The organism is Prosthecobacter sp. (assembly GCF_014879935.1).
Lineage (GTDB): Bacteria > Verrucomicrobiota > Verrucomicrobiia > Verrucomicrobiales > Verrucomicrobiaceae > Prosthecobacter.
Map to the genome: position 1 here is coordinate 21120 of NZ_JACSRD010000198.1, position 17668 is coordinate 38787.

Sequence of the window (17668 nt, forward strand, 5' to 3'; positions counted from 1 at the left end):
ATGACTTGGCTTGCCGTCCGCCAGACGCGTCGCTAGCATCGCGGATCATGTCTGACTCCATCGCCGACCGCCGTTTTGTCACCGCTGCTGAAAAAGTGGATTTCCTCTCCCCGTGGACCCTCGAAGAATGGCTGTGCCGCGGTGACATCGTGAACAACGAGCATCTGCTCATGGTGCGTGCGAACATGGAACCGGGCCGCAGTCATCCCTTCCACTCCCACCCCACGCGTGAGGAGCTGATCTATGTGCTGGCGGGGACGGCGGAGCAGTGGGTGGGCAAGGAGAAGAAAATCCTCCGTCCAGGTGACATGGCCTTCATTCCGACGGGCGAGATCCACGGCACGTGGAACGTGGGTGACGACATGCTGGTCTTCCTCGCGATTCTTTCTCCCGCAAAGGCCGATGAGCCTGCCATCGTGGACCATAGCGGGGAAGAGCCATGGAAGTCACTGCGGCAGTGAACCGCGCGGCCCATGTGGTCAATGCTCGCGCAGTTCCTTGCGCAGATCGGTGATGCCGTCGCGCAGGGCGAAGAGTTCGGCGCGGAACTCCCCCAGCAGCTCCAGCCGTGCCTGCCAAGCGGGCGATTCGGAGAGTTCATTGAGAGCTGCCAGCGCCTCGTTGGCCCAGTTCAGGCAGCGGCGGAGAATCGCCAGCGTGTAGCCACGGTCGCGCGAGCCTGACATTTCGCCGTAGCCGAGCGCCCCGGCGAGTTTTCCGCTGATGTTCATGCTGTTGCGGATGAAGCGGTCGAGCGCCGTGCTGCCATCGCTCGTCTGGGTGTTCTCCTCGCGTTCCTCGTCGATGTCGGTCATCAGACGCAGCACGAGGTCGTGCGCGCGTTTCTGCAAGGGATGCTGCTCGCGCTTCTCCTCCTCTTCGAGCCAGCGGTCGAAGTCCTCCTCGTCAAACGCTTCGGGAGCGGTCTCGCCATCGGCCTGCTTCCACGCTTCGCCATCATCATCTTCTTCTTCATCATCATCGTCGTCGTCCGCATTCGATGGCGGTCCGCCGCGGCCGAGCATGTGATCCCAGCCCATGACGAAGAAGACGCGGTCGTCATCCAGGCCGTCCATGCCGTATTTTTCCAGCGCTTCGAGATGGGCGTCGGAAAGCCGGTCGGATTGTTTGAGGGACTCCTCCCAGGATTCCTCGCTGTCGTCGAAGTCATCCTCCGCCTCGTCGTCCTCTTTGGGCTCAGGACGCTGGATGATGCCCGCCAGCCACCCGCGCATGGTGTGCAGGTTGGTCATTTTCTGCGCCTCTTCGTCGGCCTCGTCCATCTCCCAGATCCACTCTGACATGCTGACCTCGAAGCTGGTGCTCTCGATGAAAACGCGGCCGTTCTCATTGGAAAACCACTCAAAGTAGAGCGCGTTGTGCCATTCGGCCGCCGGCTGTGAATCCGTGTCATCCTCGAATTCAGACTCCGCCTTGATCTTTTGTGAGGCGGTGATGTCACCCACATAGCCGGTTTGCCTGGGCTGGATTTCGGCGGCGACAGACTGTGCCTCCGGCGTGGGATTGATGAATGTGAGCCTGGCGCCCGCCACGTCCCGCCATGCATCCCCGCGCAGGTCCAGAACGACTGGCTCTTCACGACCGACGAGCCAGAGCTTTCCACGCACGTTTCCACGGGTGGTGTTGTCAATTTCGCCACGGATGACGGCGGAGTCCAGACGCAGGGCCATGGTCGCATCAGAGCGTGGGCGGGGCGGGCATGTCAAGGCCCGTGCAGGGCCGGCCGCCAGGCAAGTGCGTTCCATAGCTTGACTCTCCTGCCTGCCTTGCTTGAGGTTATCCGCCCGCGTCATGGAACTGATCTCGATCGTCGAAGCCCTGCTTTTCGCCACCCAGGAACCCCTGGGCGTGCCGCAAATGTGCGCTGCCGTCAAAGACACGGCCAGGGACATCCTCGAGGCAGCGGCTGAAGCCGCCGCGCCCGAGAATGGCGAGGCCAATCCGATCCCTGAGTGGGTGGCCCCGCTGGCCGAAACCACCGAGGAGCAGGTGCGCGCGATCCTGGATGAACTGATCGCACGCTACGACGCTGAAAAACATGCCTTTACGCTCGTCGAACGTGCGAACGGCTGGCGGATCGCCGCCCGTGGCGAGTATGCGGAATGGTGCCGCGCCTTGTATCCGGGAAAAAAGATCCAGCGACTCAGCCAGCCCGCGCTGGAGACGCTCGCGATCATCGCTTATCGCCAGCCCATCACCAAGGCGGGTGTTGAAGCCGTGCGTGGCGTCTCCGTGGATGCGATGGTGCAGATGCTCATGGATCGGGGCTTGGTGAAAATCGAAGGCCGTGCCGACCTGCCGGGGCGTCCGCTCCTGTATGGCACCACCGAGGCATTCCTGGATCATTTTGGGGTCCGCAGCCTGGATGAAATGCCCAATGCGTCCGAACTGCGCCGCGTGAAACTACCCTCGGCTGAGGAAGCTCCGCCTGCCGCAGCTGAACAGGCTCAAGAGGAACAACTGGCGCTGGCTCCGGTGGCTGCGGCAGATGAACCCGCCCCGGCTGAGGGCTGAACTCTTTTTAGCGGCCCATGTCCCTCGAAGAAGTCCGCAAAAAGATCGACAGCATCGATCAGCAGCTTCTCCGCCTGCTGAACGAGCGTGCGGAACTGGTGCACGCGGTCGGGGAGATCAAGCGCAAGGACGATCTCGACATCTATGTGCCAGGACGGGAGGATCAGTTGCTGCGCAAGCTGGCTGAATTGAATCGTGCGCAAAACGGCAGACTCACCGAGCGCGCGATCCGTGCGATCTTTCGCGAGATCATGAGCGCGGCGCTGGCGCTGGAGGACAGTTTGAAGATCGCCTACCTCGGGCCGGCAGGATCCTGGACGCATCAGGCGGCGGTGAACAAGTTCGGCCACTGTGTCGAATACCTGCCGGAGGCCAGCACGGAGAGCGTTTTCGGTCGCGTGGCGTCGCAGGATGCGGATTACGGCGTCCTGCCCATCGAGCACTCCACCGAAGGCGCCGTGCACCACACGCTGGACCATCTGGCGGACAGTGCCCTGCAGATCTACGCGGAGATTTTGTGGAAGGCCGATGTCGCGGTGATGGCGCAGTCACCGACGGCCGCCATTTCGGAGATTCACGGCCGTGCGCAGATGCTTGCACGCTGCGGGCCATGGCTGGCGCAAAGTTTTCCCGGCTCCAAATTGGTGGAGGCGGCCAGTTCGAACGCCGCGGCGGCCCTGGCGGCGCAGAGTGCCTCCATCGCCGCCTTGGGCACGCCCTTGAGCGCGGAATTGCACGGTCTGCGTGTCATCGCCGCCTCGCCGCGCGAATACGCCACCCAGACGCGCTTAATCATCCTCGGCCGGCGTTCCGGTCCGCCATCCGGGAACGACAACACGATGCTGATGATTCATTCGCGTGACCGCGTCGGTGCGCTGATGGAGGTGCTGCAGGTTTTTGCCACGCGAAACATCAACGTGCGCCAGATCGAGAACCGTCCGACGCCCTGCGGCACCCAGGCGCGGTTCTTCCTCGAAATCAGCGGCCATCATGCCGATGCGACGATCCGGCAGGCCGTCGCTGCATTGGAGGAGCACGCCGTCCACGTGAAGACGCTCGGCAGCTATCCCGCGCCCGGCTGGGTGGAGGAGAGATAGGAGCCAGCGTGGCTGGAACGAATCAGATCCAGCCCTTCCAGCGATAGAACAGGCTGCCGACGATTTCGTGCATCCACAGGCTGAAGGATTCGAGTCCGCCATGACCGGGCGGATGAATGAGGGTGCGTTCCGTGCCGCGGAACTTCGAGGTGATGTAATTGCAGGGCACCGGAGTGACTTTCAGCCCCTGACGCTGGAAGACGGCAAGGGCCCGGGGCATGTGATAAGCCGATGTGACCAGCAGAATGCTTTTCCACTGATGAGCCTGCGCCAGCTTGGCCGTCTTGAGTGCCTCATCATGAGTGTCGGCACACAAACCGAGACTGAAGACGGTCACCCGGGTGTCCAAAACGGGATGGAGCAGGGCCTTGAGCGTGTCCGACTCCGAATGCCACTGGCCGTGGATCTTGTAACCTCCGCCGCCGATCACCAGATGAGGGGCTTTTTTCAGCCGTGTCAGGACCAGCGCCGCAGGCAACCGGTCCGCCGCGCTCTTGAGGTGAACTCCCGCAGGTTCGGGAGGTGACGGGGACACTCCTCCGCCGAGGCAGACGATCGCGTCGCAAACAGCCAGGTCTCCCACCGCCACTGGCGGATGCTGGCCCTCCAAAGACGCCAGAAAGAGCGAAGGAAGAGCGCTGCACGTGAAGAGGGTGAGCACGAGCCAGGAGCCGGCGGCGAGGCAAGTGGTCGCATGCCGGCGCTTGAGAATCTGCCGAAGCAAAAACGCGGTGAGCAGGAGCCAGGCAATCCCGAGAGGCTCGACGAAGGGCAGGAGCGATTTCATGGACAAAGTCAGGCCGTGGAAGCCAGCCTGCCGCTGAATGGCGACAAAAGTCATTGGCGCAAGTTCTGCTGTGTTCCAGTGTCCTGAATCGATCCACAAGCTGCCATGACCCGTCATTCCAAGCTCCGCGCTGTTCTTTTGCTGTCACTTTCATCTCTGGCGCTGGTCATGGGCGGCACCGGCTGCACCACCGTCACTTACCGGCCCGCCCCCGGAGGTGCCTATTATGTCGTCGAGGAGAGGGTCACCATGGACGAATACTGGGGGCTGGTGAAACTGCCAAAATTCGGCGGCAGAGGGTCGAAAGCGCAGCATCGTGACGATAACACATTCTGGCATGGGGATGGCGTGTCGGGCTCTCCGAAGATCGTGATCGTTCTCGGCGAACAACGAGCCTATTTTTACAAGGGCAATCAGAAGGTGGGTTCGTCACCTGTTTGCACAGGCAGTCCGCAATTTCCAACGCCCAAAGGGAGCTTCCGGGTCATTGAAAAAGACGCGGATCATTACTCATCGGTGTATGGCGACTGGGTGGATCAACACGGCAACGTCTTGCAAACACAGATCGACAATCGCAAGGACCCGCGGCCTGCCGGCGGGCGCTTTGACGGCGCGAAGATGTTCTATTTCATGCGTGTCACAGGCGGCGTCGGCATGCACGAGGGCTATTTGCCCGGTTACGCCGATTCCCACGGCTGTATCCGCCTGCCATCCGAAATGGCAAGAACCTACTACCACCACGCCCCTGTCGGCACTCCGGTGAAGATCGTGGAGTAAGGTGAAGGTGAATTGCTGTGCGCTGAACGCTATTTTCCAAGCGTCGCAAGCACCTTGGCCACACAGTTTTCAGCAGTGAGGCCGTGTTTTTTGCGGAGGATGGCGGGTGTGCCGTGTTCGACGAACTGATCTGGCCAGCCGATGCGGACGACGGGGGTGCGAATGCCGGCATCGCTGAGTTCTTCGATGACGCCTGCACCGAAACCGTTGCGGAGAACGTGGTCTTCCAGGGTGCAGACGACCTTCACTTTTTTGGCGAAGGATGAGATGCAGGGCATGTCCAGGGGCTTGATCCAGCGCGGATTGATCAACGCGACGGAGATGCCTTTGGCTTCGAGTTCTTTCTTCGCGGCTTCGGCGACGGGGAACATGTCGCCAAGGGCGATGAGGGCGACGTCGCTGCCATCGGCGACGACTTCTGCCTTGCCGATTTCGAGGAGGACGGGTTTTTCTTTCGGCAGGATGCCAGGGCCGTTGCCACGCGGGTAGCGGATGGCGATGGGGCCTTTGTCGTAGTTCGCCATGGTCCAGAGCATGTCCACGAACTCGTCCTCGTTGCGCGGTTGCATGTGAACGATGCCGGGGACGCCACGGAGGTAGGCGATGTCGAACAAGCCGTGATGCGTGGGGCCGTCGTCGCCGCTGAGGCCGCCGCGGTCCATGCACATGCGCACGGGGAGGTTTTGGATCGCCATGTCATGCACGATCATGTCGAACGCACGCTGCATGAAGGTGGAATAGATGGTGAGGAAAGGCTTCATGCTGCGGGTGGCAAGGCCGCAGGCGAACAAGGCAGCATGTTCCTCCGCGATGCCGACATCGAAGTAGCGCTCAGGCACTTCGTTTTTAAAGACACTCAATCCTGTGCCGCCGGGCATTGCTCCCGTGATGGCGACGATCTTTTCGTCTGCTTTCGCCATGTCGGTGACGGCTCGGCCGAAGACTTGAGAGTAAGTCGGTTTGTCGCTGGCGGCGGTTTCGCCGGTTTCGACGTTGTATTTGCCGAGGCCGTGGAACTTGAGCGGATCATCAAGAGCTGGCTTATAGCCGCGACCCTTCTCCGTGATGATGTGCAGGATGACGGGCTCGTTCTGAGTTTTGAGGAACTCGAAGGTCTGGATGAGCAAGGGGATGTTGTGACCGTCGATGGGACCGTAGTAACGGATGCCGAATTCGTCGAACAGGACGCTGCGGTTGCTTGGCGTCTGGCTTTGGGGCAGAAGGATGTTCTTAGCTTTGCCTTCGACCTTTTCGGCGAAACGACGGGCGCCTTCGCCGAGGGCAAATTCGACGAACTTGGCGGCTTTCTGGTGCAGGGACGCGTAGCCGGGATTGGTGGCGATTGCGTTGAAGTATTTGGCGATGGCACCGACGTTGCGGTCGATGGACCATTCGTTGTCGTTAAGGACGATGATGAGGCGCTTGGTGTGCGCGGCGATGTTGTTCATCGCTTCGAAGACCGGGCCGCAAGTGAATGCGGCGTCACCAGCGACACAGACGACGTTTTCATCCGTGCCGGCCAGATCGCGTGCGGTGGCCATGCCTAGAGCTGCGGAAAGGGCGGTGCCAGCGTGGCCGGCACCATAGCAGTCGTGTTCGCTTTCGGTGCGGAGCAGGAAGCCGTTCAGGCCGTCGTGCTGACGGATGGTGTGGATGCGGTCCCAGCGCCCGGTGAGCATTTTGTGGACGTAACCCTGGTGGGCGACGTCGAAGACAAAACGATCCGTTGGCGTGTCGAAAACCCGGTGCATGGCCAGCGTGAGCTCGACCACACCGAGGTTCGGACCGAGGTGGCCGCCAGTCTGGCTGAGGGTTTCGATGAGCGTCTGGCGGATTTTTTCAGCGAGGTCGGGCAGTTTCTCCAGCGGCAGCGCTTTGAGATCGGCAGGGCAGGTGATGGCAGGCAATTCGATGGTGTCCACAGGTCAAAAGAGTCGTATTTCGCCGCTTTCAGGATCGGTCTGTTTGCGGCGGCGGTTCGGGGATCGCTGTTTTTCGGATGATTCGCTGAGGTCCTCGGCTTCCGGGATTCCCTCAAAAGGTGTCAGCGCCGCCTTTCCGGGCTCCAAGCCCACACTGATGAGTTCCACCCGACGCCTGGCACCGTCAATGCGGTGGCGGCAAAGTTTCAGCAGCCGGACACCCTCCTCATAGCTGGAGATCATTTCCTCCAAGGAAAGCTGACTGTCCTCCATTCCCGCCACGATGTCGTCGAGGCGTTGCATCGCCTCCTCGAAGGAGGGATCGACGGTCTCGGTGGCGGTCGGTTGGCTCATGCGTGTTTTTTTGCGATCCGTGAGGGCAAAAGGGCCGCCATTATCCGGGCTTCAAAGTGCGCCGCAAGCAGGAAAAGGGGCGGCTTTGTGTGGTTGTGCGAGGCGGAACTCACGAATGGAAGGGGAACGGGATGTGGGTGGAGTCAGACGGCATCCACGGCACTGGGATTGCCAAACGTGGAAATTATTGAATTTATATTCAGTGGCACTAAAGTTACGCTTACCTGAATGAGCAATGCTTTAGCCAATTTCGTCCTCGCCATCGCCCTGTTGGCCGTTCTCGGCCCCCGGCAGGCGGAGGCGTATTTGGGCAGTTTTGAAGAGCAGGACGGTTATCGACTTCCGTCCGCCGGGCAGATTCTATCCGAGTACCTCGTGGGAGACGCGCAATTTTACCTGAACAACATTGAGGCCAATGGGTACACCGGGGTGGTGCCGCTCGGTGCCTATCCAAACACTCTGGGTGACAGCAGTCATGGAGCCGATCTCAGCCGTTATAATGCCGGTCAATACGGCACGAATAATGGTGGCCCGGGGGGCACAGCGACAGACATAGCGGATAATTCCGGCCTGTGGCAGGCCCTCGCTGGCGGGCGTTTGAACGAGGATGCAGACGCTCCCTACTACTACGGAGGGACGTTCAGCCGTGACTACGTCCAGGCTTACGGTTACCCCGGTGCGCGCACGGGTTCTACAGTTCTTAACTTCCTCGCCTCGGAAACGGATCTCAGTTATGCCTACACGCTGGATTCTCGGGACTTCGACGGCCTGGCTCCATCGGCCAGCGGGGCCAGTCTGGTGCAGATGGCGCTCTGGCTCTGTCCGTCGGACTGGGACGACGACGACACTGGCAATCTTCTGAGTCTATCGCTGAAGGACGCAATGAACCAGACGATCTTCCAAATCGGTTACACGGGCGACAACATGCTCCAATACCGGCTGGCGGGCGGTTCCTGGCAGACGACGGCCTACCGCATGGGCACGTCCGGGTGGTCCCAGGTGATTGTGATTTACGATGCGGTGAACAACACCGCCGGCCTCGTCACGAGTGCCTTCAATGACACCACTTCCAGTCTGGGACCGCAGAGTTATGTGTTGTCCAACCAAGCGCTGGGGCTCGATGCCGAGGCGCTGACGGGGCTCCAATGGGATTTGCGTGGTGGGACACTCGACAACGGAGCGGTGAGTTTCAAAAACTACTTTGATGACTTCAACTTCACTGTGAGCCCCGTTTTGGTGCCCGAACCGGGGAGTTTGGTGCTTGTCGGGCTCGCGGTTGCCCTGGTGGCAATTCCACGTCGCCGCCGGGCGTCCTGAGGTGCTGCCCTCTGCTCGATGGGAGTGTCGCCGTCCGTTCAAGACCATCACGGCAACAAAAAAGCACCCGGCTTTGGGCCGGGTGCTCGTGGTTCGAACTTTTGCGAGTGATCAGGCGAAGATGTCGAGGATCGGCACGCCCTTGTCACCGACCGTGAACGGACGGTTCGAGGGGGACATGACGACTTCGTCCACCGGAAGGCCCATCGCATGACCGATGGTGGCCTGGAAATCCTGCGGGGTGACCTGCTTGTCGGCAACGCGACGGCCATCCTTGTCGGTGGCGCCGTAAACGAAGCCACCCTTCACGCCGCCGCCCGCGAAGACGGTGGAGTAGGCGAGCGGGTAGTGATCGCGGCCTTCATTTTCGTTGATGTCCGGTGTGCGGCCGAACTCGGAGCCCATGACAACCATCGTGGATTCAAGCAAGCCATTCGAGGCGAGATCCTGAATGAGCGCTGCAAACACCTGGTCCATGGACGAGGCGGTCGTGTTGAGAGCCTGGTCGATGTTGTTATGCATGTCCCAGCCACCGGACTGGACTTCCACGAAACGGACACCTGATTGAACCAGACGGCGGGCGAGAAGAGCACCCTGGCCGAATTGATTGCGGCCGAATTTCTCACGCACGTTCGCCGGTTCCTGGGAAAGGTCGAAGGCCTTGAGGTCTTCGCTCTTCATCAGTTTCATCGTTTCGTCGTAGAACTCGCTGTAAGCCTTCACTTCTTCCGATTGGAACTTCTTGCGGAAGGCAGTGTCGAATTCGTCCATCAGGCTGACTCGCTTCTGGAACTGGTTGTCAGACACACCTGAGCTCGGGCGGATGTTCTGAAGGCCGGTTTCCGGATTGGAGATCGGGATGGGGCTGAGGGCAGGCGGGAAGAAGCCAGAGCCTGGATAAGCGCTGCCGCTGTTCACGACGACGCTGTCAGGAAGGGTGACGCCCTTGATACGGCCGAGGAAGTGGGAAGCCCAGGCACCGAGGTTCGGGTGAACGATGGTTCCACGGGGCTCATAACCCGTCTTCATGATGTAGGTGCCGGACTCATGAACACCAGTCTTGGAGGACATGGAGCGCACGATGGTGATCTTGTCCGAAACCTCGGCCATGTTCTTCATGGAGCCGCCAAGGAAATCGACGCTGCCCTTGCCCTTGATGGGATCCGTCGGGCCCTTGGTGGAGCCGGTCTTCGGATCCCAGGTGTCGATGTGGGTCATGCCACCACCCATCCAGAGGAAGATGACGTTCTTGGCCTTGCCAAAACCGGCAGTGCCCGGTCCGGTGCCTCCGGCGGCGCGGAGATTGAGGGCTGGCATGACGGTGACGCCGAGGGCGGCCTGGGCTGTCCGCATCATGAAGTCACGGCGGGCGATCGGGTTCAGCTTGTTCAGTTCAGTTTTCATAGAGGTGTTAATGCGCGTTGTTGGTGAGGTCTGGATTCAGGTGGGTGATCATTGAACAAAGATGAACTCGCGGGTGTTGATGAGCGCCCAGATCATGTTTGCGTAGCCATCATCACCGGAGGAAAGGGCACGTTTGGCGATGTCCTTTTCAACCAGCGTCGGACGGCGGCTGAGCACGGAAAGGAAAAGCGCCTCCACCTTCTCGGAAGGTGATTTCACTTTCTCCATCGTGCGGAAAATGAGGGAATCCTGGTTGGTGAGCATCTCCTGGGCCTGCCCGTTCATCATCATGAGCACCTGCGGCACGGAGCCGATCTTGTTGCTGCCGTCGATGAGGTTGCGGGGAGACTGGCCGAAGTCCGTCAGGAAGTGGCCTGGGCGTGCGGGCTGTTCCAGTTCGGCGGCGCGGCGGAGCACCAAGTTGCCGTATTTGAGGGAGGCGTTCTCCATCATCTCGCCGGCCGGGGCTGCGTCGCCCTTGCTCTTGCCTTTGGAGCCTTCCATCATCATGTCGCCACCGGCGTCAGCCAGGCCACCGCCCATCATGGCGGATTCTTTCGCCGCCATGCGGCGATAGGCGTCATACTTGATCAGGATGGTTTTGGCATCGAGCTTCGGATTGTAGAGGTCGAGGTCGATGGACTTGCTGTAAAGGTCCTCCAGCGGCTTCTTGTACTTGTCAGGATCGCCCAGCACGAGGGTCATGTAGGAATCCCAGGCCTGTTCAGCGGTCATGCGGCGGAGCAATGGTCCCTGGAAATAGTAGGGCTCACCCATGGCGATGAACTCCGTGGTGGCTTCGGACTGGTAGGCGCGTGTGTTGTAAAGGATGCGCATGAAGTCCTTCAGGCTGAATTTCACCCGCTTCATTTCCTCGGCGAGGTGCTTCAGCAGCTCAGGGTTCACCGACTGGTTCGGGTCATCAATGTTCGTCACCGGCTCAGAGATGCCCTGACCGAACGCACGCTTCCACATGCGGTTGGCGATGGCCATGGCGAAACGGGGATTGGTTGGATGCGTGGCCCAGGTAGCGAAGGAAACACGGAGATCCTCCTCCACCTTGGTCTTTTGCTTGTACGCAGCAAGATTCTTGTCGTCCTTGCTCCAGCTGATGAACTTCGGTGCCACAAAATCGCCCGGCTTGGCGTCAGGATACTTGTAGTCGTGCGGCAGCTTGGTGCTGTTTTCCGCTAGGTCGGTGATCGCGTAGTTGTTGGCGCCGATGAACTGGCGCAGGCCATTGCGGATGCGGGTCAGATCGCCACCGCCCTTTTCAATGAGGCCTTCCACTTCTGGCATGAGCTTGTCAGCCATGTTGGTCATCGCCATGCCATCCTTCGTCCGGCTTTTCTGCCGACGGGGCTGGTAGCGCGTGGTGGAGGCACCGAAGAAGGACGCGAGTTCGAAGAACTGGTGCTGGGTCCAGTCGGAAAACGGGTGGTCATGGCACTGGGCGCAGGCCACGTCGGTTCCGAGGAACACGGCGAGGGTGTTTGCCAGATTGTCCAGCGGCATGCCGGTGTCGCGCAGGAGATAACCAGCTTCACCGTTGTAGGTGCCGTCTGCTTTCTTGTCCCACATTTTGCCCGTCGCGGTGAGCATGGAGTACACCATCTTGTCCCAGCCGACGTTCTTCTCCACCTGCTGCTGCAGCCAGTTGATGTAGGGAAGGCCGCGGACGTTGTTGCCTCCGCCGAAGTCATCCTTCACACGGAGCATCTCGGCGACGTAGTTGTACATGTGGCTGTTGTAGCCAGGGCTGTCGAGCAGCATGTCGATCAGCTTCGCACGCTTGTCTGCGGCGGAATTGGCCAGGAAAGCGGTCGTTTCCTCATGGTTCGGAATGCGGCCCACGATGTCCAGATACACGCGGCGCACGAATTGCTCGTCATTGCAGGGCGCGTTGAAGTTGGTGATCGGCTTCTTGCCGGTCTTCATGCGCTCAGGATTCGCACGCACCAGACCTCTGGCCACAAGGCCATCGATCACAGCGGCTGCCTTGCCCACGGTCGCGTTGGCGAGGTAGGCTGGCTGGCCTTCTGCAGCAGCCGGGGCAGCCGGGGCTTCCGCCACCAGCTTTTTGGCCAGCGCCTGATCCTCGGCGGACAGGTTTGCAAGCGGGAAGCGATGCATGGTGCCATCAGCGGTCTGGAGGGTGATGTTATCACCTTCGAGGCCGACGAATGTGGCGGTGACCTGACGTCCTTGGACGTCGGTCCATGTCCGGGATTCCGCGAGAGCGGAACCGGCGAACAGCGCCAGGACGGTGAGGCTGCTGAGCAGTTTCGTGGTTTGTTTCATGGGTAGGGTGGGTAAAAGGGATGCCTTTCATCATGCGCAACGCGGATGTGGGGCACCAATTTAGGCATTTTAGCACTTTTTTTCGAATTCAGGCAAGCAACAGGACCTCGCCGAGGCCGATATGGGATGGATGATCCGGCTTTTCAGGCCATCCAGCGGTGGGAAAGAGGCCCTTTGGGTCATTTGATGCCCGTTTTCGCCTTTTTCGCCGGTCCGGTCGGCCTTCATCTCATTCCATGGCTTTGGCCATGAATGCCGCGATGTCAGCGTGCATTTTGGCCATGTCCGGCCGGTTTGTGTACATCATGTGGCCGGACTCATACTCGGCGAATTCGATGTTGCCCCGCAGTTCCTCGGGCAGTCGCATCTGGCGCACGCTCAGCCTCATGTTGTCGGGCGGGGTCACCAGGTCGCGCCAGCCCACCATCGCCAGCACCCTGAGGTGCGGGTTTTGTTTGATGGCCTCGGAGAGCTGGCCGCTCACGCTGGTGTAGCTGTTGCCTTTCCCATGGTTCCAGTTCGGCTGGGGGGCCAGAACCTCGTACGGCAGGTCTTTCTCATATTTCAGCGTCTCACGCAGGTAAGCGTTCATCGAAGCGGCCGCGATGCTCCCGACCACGCGCATGAAAGGCTCGATTTGCGGGTAATTCTCCGATTCATCGCCGTCCCGGCCGGTGACACGGGCGTCATAGGCCCCGAGGACGAGTTTCTCCTTCCGCAGCAGCATCTCCCGGAACACTCCACTGTCGATCCGCAGCTCCTGCTCCTCGATCAATTTGTTCGGCAGCCCGGTCAGCCGGGCGAGCTGGCGCACGATGCCTTCCCGGGCCGTTTTCGTCAGTTCCGCCCCTTGCAACAGCGCTTCTGCGTAGTCACCGAACGCGAACTCCCGCGCCTCAGCCACCGCCTTTTTGAAATCCGCCTGGAGATCTGGCGGCAGCTTCTTGTGATAGTGCGCCGTCGCCGTCAATGCGGGAAGCAGCGTCAAATAAGGAGTGTCATTCAAAGGCCCGGCCAACAGGGTGGCGTAATCCAGCAGGCCTGAGACGATGATGATGCCATTGAGATACATCCGGTGCCGCTGCTGCAGGTGCTGCGCCAGACCACCGCCACGGATGCCGCCGTAGCTTTCTCCGGCGATGAATTTGGGCGAGCGCCATCGCTGCTCGCGTGTGACCCACAACCGGATGAACTCGCCCACGCTCTGGATGTCCTCCTGCACGCCGAGGAACTCATCCACCTTCTTCGGATCTTCCGCCCGGCTGAAGCCCGTGTTCACCGGATCGATGAAGACGAGGTCGGTCACATCCAGCAGCGAGAACTCATTATCCACCAAGCCTCCCGGCGGTTTCGGCGGCGTGAGGCCGTCCGCCGGCAAATCCACCCGCCTCGGTCCGAATGCGCCCAGGTGCAGCCACACGCTGCTGCTGCCTGGGCCGCCGTTGAAACAGAATGTTACCGGGCGTTTCGTCACGTCCTTCACGCCTTTCATCGTGTAGGCAGTGTAGAAGACCTGCGCGGAGGGTTTCCCATCCGGCTTCAGGATCGGCAGTGTCCCCGCCTTTGCCTGAAATTCGATCTCCTTGCCCCCGATCTTCACCTTGCCTTCTGTCAGGACAGGTTTGTCGTCCTCGGGCTTCGTCTCTTCCTTCTTCTCCTCTTTCTTCGGTTCTTCAGCGGGATCCGGTTTCTTGGGTTCGTCGGCAAACAGGCACAAAGGCAGCGCACAGGCGTTAAAAGCGGCAAAAAGGGTCAGTCGGTTCATCATGGCGGCGTGGAGCATGACATGAGCTGTCCGGGAAGGGAATGAATTTTCTAAACTGTCGAGGCGCTCTGGGCCTGCTGAGCGCAATTCCGCCCTGAATCCTCAACCGGGCCCAATCGGTCATTTCGTCGCCACTCCTTTTGCGAAGAGCCATGTGTGCATTTCCTCCTCTTCGAAGACTTTTCCCGGGATGCCGTGCCCGCCTGTGGGATACTCCGTGTATTTGCATTCTTTGTCGCGCTTCAGGGCCTCCCACAGGTCGCGCGAGTATTTCACCTCGACGGTGGGATCGTCAGCCGCATGAAACAACCACAGGGGCACTTTTTTGAACGTGCTGGCCGTTTCCGGCCCGGTGCAGCCAGCGACGGCGACTCCCGCCGCAAAAAGACGTGTCTCCGTGTTGATCAGATGACAGGTGCCAAAGCCGCCCATCGAATAGCCGACGCAATAAACGCGTTCTTTGTCGATGGGCAGCGACTTGAGCAGTTCCTTCACCAGATCGATCGCTTCCTCGCCCGGTTTCGAGTTCCACGCCGAGCCGGTGCCGCCAAAGGGCTGGTAGCCGAGCGGCGCGAGGATGATGCACGGGTTCTTCTTGTAGCGGTCCTCTTTGGTGAAGCTCTTCATCCAGCCGCCCACCTGCTTGCCGTTTTCATCGTTCTGGCTGCGGCCATGCAGCGCGAGGATGAGCGGATATTTCTTCGCCGCGTCGAGTTCCTTCGCGCCATAGAGGGCAAAGGGCAGGTTCTTGTGCTTCGAGAGCGCCCAGTCGCCCGTGAGCAGCGCGGCAAACTCACCTTCGATCTTCTTTGGTGCCGTGGCTGGCGCTGCCGCGCCTTGTTGCCTCACAAAGGCCTGATCCGCAGCGGACAGACGGCTCAGCGGCACCGGCACGATCTGGCCGCTCGCCAGTTTCAGCATCACTTGATCGCCATTGAGTGAAACAAGGTCGGCCTGGAGCTTTTTGCCATCACTGGAGGTCCACTCACGGGCCTCGGCGGAGAAGGTCACGACGAGCAGAAGGGCAGAAAGCAAGGTCTTCATGGCAAAGGCTGGGTGGCGTGTGCTAGAACAGAAGGCGCGCGTCATTGTTTCATGAAAGACACTGGAGGCGCTGTGATGAGGCGTGTGCTTGATCCAATCAGGGGGGAAAGATTGAGGGCGGAAAATTTAGAACCAGTCCTCCTGCCCCAAATGCTTGCACCCTGGCGCGGTGCTGCAGTGTCGGTCGATCATGGCTTCACGGTTTCCCGGCAGCTTTCCAAAGTTCCGCTTTGAGACTGACGTTATAAACACTGCCAGACGGGCTGCTCAGGGTGAATTCCGCCGATTCGCCCGAGGCTATTTCCACAGCGTTTAGGGCGCTGATGTGCTCGTTTTGTGGATCCCCGCTTTTCTCCTTCAAGGTGCCCGAGATGGATAGCCCTGTGCTTTCCTTCCCTTCGGTCTGCTTTCTCACGTGGGATGCCACGAGGGTGAGTTCGAACAACACGCCCCGTCCGTCGGCGGGCGAGAGGCCCCAGGCGATTTTGGTCGGTTCTCCGAGCAAGGTGTACAACGTCGGCCGGCTGATGACACGCGCTTCCCCGCCGCGTCCGGCCGACATGTCGGAAATCACGCCAGAGATGCAAACCTGACCGGGGCGTTGATCCATGGCCGTGAGTTCTTGGAGCGCCGCTTCAAAGGCCTGACTGGTTGGCAACAGGCGAATCGAGTTGGTGGCTGCGTCCGTGGAAACCAGCGTGCTGGCGAATTCTGGATGCGCCTTGAGCAGGGTGGAGCCGGCCTGCTCCGCCGCGATGTACTTCAGCGTCACGGACTTGAGGTCCGTCATTTTGACAGCGTCTTGAGCAAGGTCAGCGACGGGCCTGCTTCGTTTCGCTGCCTCCCCCACTCCAGGCCGGTGTTCGCGGATGAACTCGGAGGGCGCCCAGTAGTTCTTTGTGCTCTTTTCATACTTTGAAGACTCCACGCCCATGCCGGGGGTCTTGCGCAGCTCAAAGTGCAGGTGTGAGCGATACATGCCGTTGTTGTTTCCCAGCGTGCCGATCTTCTGCCCGCGCCGGACGCGTGCGCCGGCCTGCACGAAGCGCTGCTGGAGGTGATGATAGGACGATTCGCAGACCTGGAGCCTCCCCCTCGGATCCCAGTAGTTGTGCCGCATGATGATCACATGGCCATGGCCGCCGCCGGTGTTTTCAGAGAAGACCACCAATCCATGCGCGATGGCGTGCACTGGAGCGCCTAGGTCGCTGTCCGCCTCGCCGTCGCCATTCCAATCCTCGCCCGCGTGAGGCGCGTCTTTGCCAAACGCCTGACGCATGAGGTGGAAGCCTGCTCCGTCCGGCGGTCCAACCGGGAAATCGAAGCCGTCCGCCACATCCGTCGGGTAGGCCGTCTCGTATGAAGCAAATCCCTGCTTCTCTTTCATCGCCTGCGACATCTGGCGGTAGCTAAAAAAAGCTCTGGGTGCTGCTCAGGGGCTTGTTTTCAGGGATGGCCGCTTCCACCTGTGTGCGAAACTCCGCCGCCGTGGCAAAACGCAGCTCGGGTGTCTTTTCGAGGGCACGGAGAACGATTTCGTCGATGCGGATGTCCACTTGGACGCGTTTCGACGGCGCTTCGAGTTTGTCCTTCGGTCGCTCTCCAGTGAGCATCTCGTAAAGAACGACGCCGAGGCTGTAAATGTCCGCGCGGTGGTCGGCGTGGCCGTTTTGCTGCTCGGGGGCGGCGTAGGCGGGGGTACCGAGCGGAAACGTAGCCCGACTTTCCAAAGTCGGGTCACTGGGGCTGGGTTGAACGAACTCGGAAGTTCGTTCTACGATCTTCGCGATGCCGAAGTCGGCGATCTTCACGACGCCGTTTTTGTCGATGAGGAGGTTCTCAGGTTTGATGTCGCGGTGGACGATGCCGTGGTCGTGGGCGCATTGCAGCGCATCACACACCGGCGGCACGATGCTGAGGGCTTCTTTGGGCGTGAGGCGCTTCGATTGGAGAAGTTGGCGGAGATTCACGCCGTCCACAAACTCCATGAGCAAATAGTAGAAGCCGCTGGCCTGACCGAAGTCGAACACGCTGACGATGTGCGGATGATTCAGCGCGGCGAGGGCCTGCGCCTCTTTTTCAAAGCGGGCGGCGAACTGCGGATCATCCGCACGCTCGGGCGCGAGCAGTTTGAGCGCGACGAGGCGGTTCAGACTCTTTTGACGTGCTTTATATACCACGCCCATGCCGCCGCGGCCGAGGCATTCGAGGATTTCGAGCTGCGGGAAGTGCGGTGCGAGTTCCTCCGGCGTCAGCGGGGGCAAAGAGGCGTTCGTCTCGCCAGCTTGAGTCGGTTGCACGATCTGGGCCATCAGGCAGCGAGGACACAAACCTGACGTGGCATCCGGCATGTTGGCACCGCACT

At 60.4% G+C, this 17668-nt stretch carries 15 protein-coding genes; 5 read left to right on the top strand and 10 right to left on the bottom strand.

What is annotated here, in order from left to right:
• The first annotated feature begins 47 nt into the window (after positions 1-47).
• The gene (locus tag IAE77_RS21660) at positions 48-461 is read left to right on the top strand and encodes a cupin domain-containing protein (RefSeq protein ID WP_294231274.1); all 414 of its coding nucleotides are present in this window, start codon (positions 48-50) and stop codon (positions 459-461) included.
• Positions 462-479: 18 nt separating this feature from the next.
• Here IAE77_RS21660 and IAE77_RS21665 read toward each other — a convergent pair whose 3' ends face one another.
• Positions 480-1691 (bottom strand): hypothetical protein, encoded by a 1212-nt coding sequence (locus IAE77_RS21665; RefSeq protein ID WP_294231276.1) that lies wholly within the window; start codon positions 1689-1691, stop codon positions 480-482.
• 121 nt (positions 1692-1812) lie between these two features.
• On the opposite strand from IAE77_RS21665, the gene scpB reads away from it, so the two are divergent.
• Positions 1813-2535 (top strand): SMC-Scp complex subunit ScpB, encoded by a 723-nt coding sequence (gene scpB, locus IAE77_RS21670; RefSeq protein ID WP_294231277.1) that lies wholly within the window; start codon positions 1813-1815, stop codon positions 2533-2535.
• Positions 2536-2552: 17 nt separating this feature from the next.
• Complete coding sequence (gene pheA / locus IAE77_RS21675; protein ID WP_294231278.1) at positions 2553-3632, top strand: chorismate mutase; 1080 nt, start codon at positions 2553-2555, stop codon at positions 3630-3632.
• A 22-nt stretch (positions 3633-3654) separates the two neighbouring features.
• On the opposite strand, the gene IAE77_RS21680 is transcribed toward pheA, so the two are convergent.
• Positions 3655-4419: a YdcF family protein gene (locus IAE77_RS21680; RefSeq protein WP_294231280.1), complete on the bottom strand. Its 765-nt coding sequence runs from the start codon at positions 4417-4419 to the stop codon at positions 3655-3657.
• 105 nt (positions 4420-4524) lie between these two features.
• Here IAE77_RS21680 and IAE77_RS21685 point away from each other — a divergent pair, with 105 nt between their 5' ends.
• Positions 4525-5196: a L,D-transpeptidase gene (locus tag IAE77_RS21685; protein WP_294231283.1), complete on the top strand. Its 672-nt coding sequence runs from the start codon at positions 4525-4527 to the stop codon at positions 5194-5196.
• 29 nt (positions 5197-5225) lie between these two features.
• Here IAE77_RS21685 and dxs read toward each other — a convergent pair whose 3' ends face one another.
• Both dxs and xseB read right to left on the bottom strand, forming a co-directional pair.
• Positions 5226-7118: a 1-deoxy-D-xylulose-5-phosphate synthase gene (gene dxs, locus IAE77_RS21690; protein WP_294231284.1), complete on the bottom strand. Its 1893-nt coding sequence runs from the start codon at positions 7116-7118 to the stop codon at positions 5226-5228.
• A 3-nt stretch (positions 7119-7121) separates the two neighbouring features.
• Positions 7122-7472, bottom strand: a complete 351-nt coding sequence (gene xseB, locus IAE77_RS21695; RefSeq protein WP_294231286.1) for an exodeoxyribonuclease VII small subunit — start codon at positions 7470-7472, stop codon at positions 7122-7124.
• Positions 7473-7700: 228 nt separating this feature from the next.
• Here xseB and IAE77_RS21700 point away from each other — a divergent pair, with 228 nt between their 5' ends.
• Positions 7701-8789, top strand: a complete 1089-nt coding sequence (locus tag IAE77_RS21700) for a hypothetical protein (RefSeq protein WP_294231287.1) — start codon at positions 7701-7703, stop codon at positions 8787-8789.
• A gap of 111 nt (positions 8790-8900) precedes the next feature.
• Here IAE77_RS21700 and IAE77_RS21705 read toward each other — a convergent pair whose 3' ends face one another.
• The 6 genes from IAE77_RS21705 to IAE77_RS21730 all read right to left on the bottom strand — a co-directional run bounded on the left by IAE77_RS21705 (position 8901) and on the right by IAE77_RS21730 (position 17603).
• Positions 8901-10193 (bottom strand): DUF1501 domain-containing protein, encoded by a 1293-nt coding sequence (locus tag IAE77_RS21705; RefSeq protein ID WP_294231288.1) that lies wholly within the window; start codon positions 10191-10193, stop codon positions 8901-8903.
• Positions 10194-10241: 48 nt separating this feature from the next.
• Positions 10242-12494, bottom strand: coding sequence for a DUF1549 domain-containing protein (locus tag IAE77_RS21710; RefSeq protein WP_294231290.1), 2253 nt, complete (start codon positions 12492-12494; stop codon positions 10242-10244).
• Positions 12495-12723: 229 nt separating this feature from the next.
• Complete coding sequence (locus tag IAE77_RS21715; RefSeq protein WP_294231291.1) at positions 12724-14277, bottom strand: peptidase S10; 1554 nt, start codon at positions 14275-14277, stop codon at positions 12724-12726.
• Between the two features lie 102 nt (positions 14278-14379).
• On the bottom strand, positions 14380-15303 hold the full coding sequence (locus tag IAE77_RS21720) for a prolyl oligopeptidase family serine peptidase (protein ID WP_294231293.1): 924 nt from the start codon (positions 15301-15303) through the stop codon (positions 14380-14382).
• 196 nt (positions 15304-15499) lie between these two features.
• Complete coding sequence (locus IAE77_RS21725; protein ID WP_294231295.1) at positions 15500-16690, bottom strand: M23 family metallopeptidase; 1191 nt, start codon at positions 16688-16690, stop codon at positions 15500-15502.
• Between the two features lie 22 nt (positions 16691-16712).
• Positions 16713-17603, bottom strand: a complete 891-nt coding sequence (locus IAE77_RS21730; protein WP_294231297.1) for a serine/threonine-protein kinase — start codon at positions 17601-17603, stop codon at positions 16713-16715.
• Positions 17604-17668: the final 65 nt, after the last annotated feature.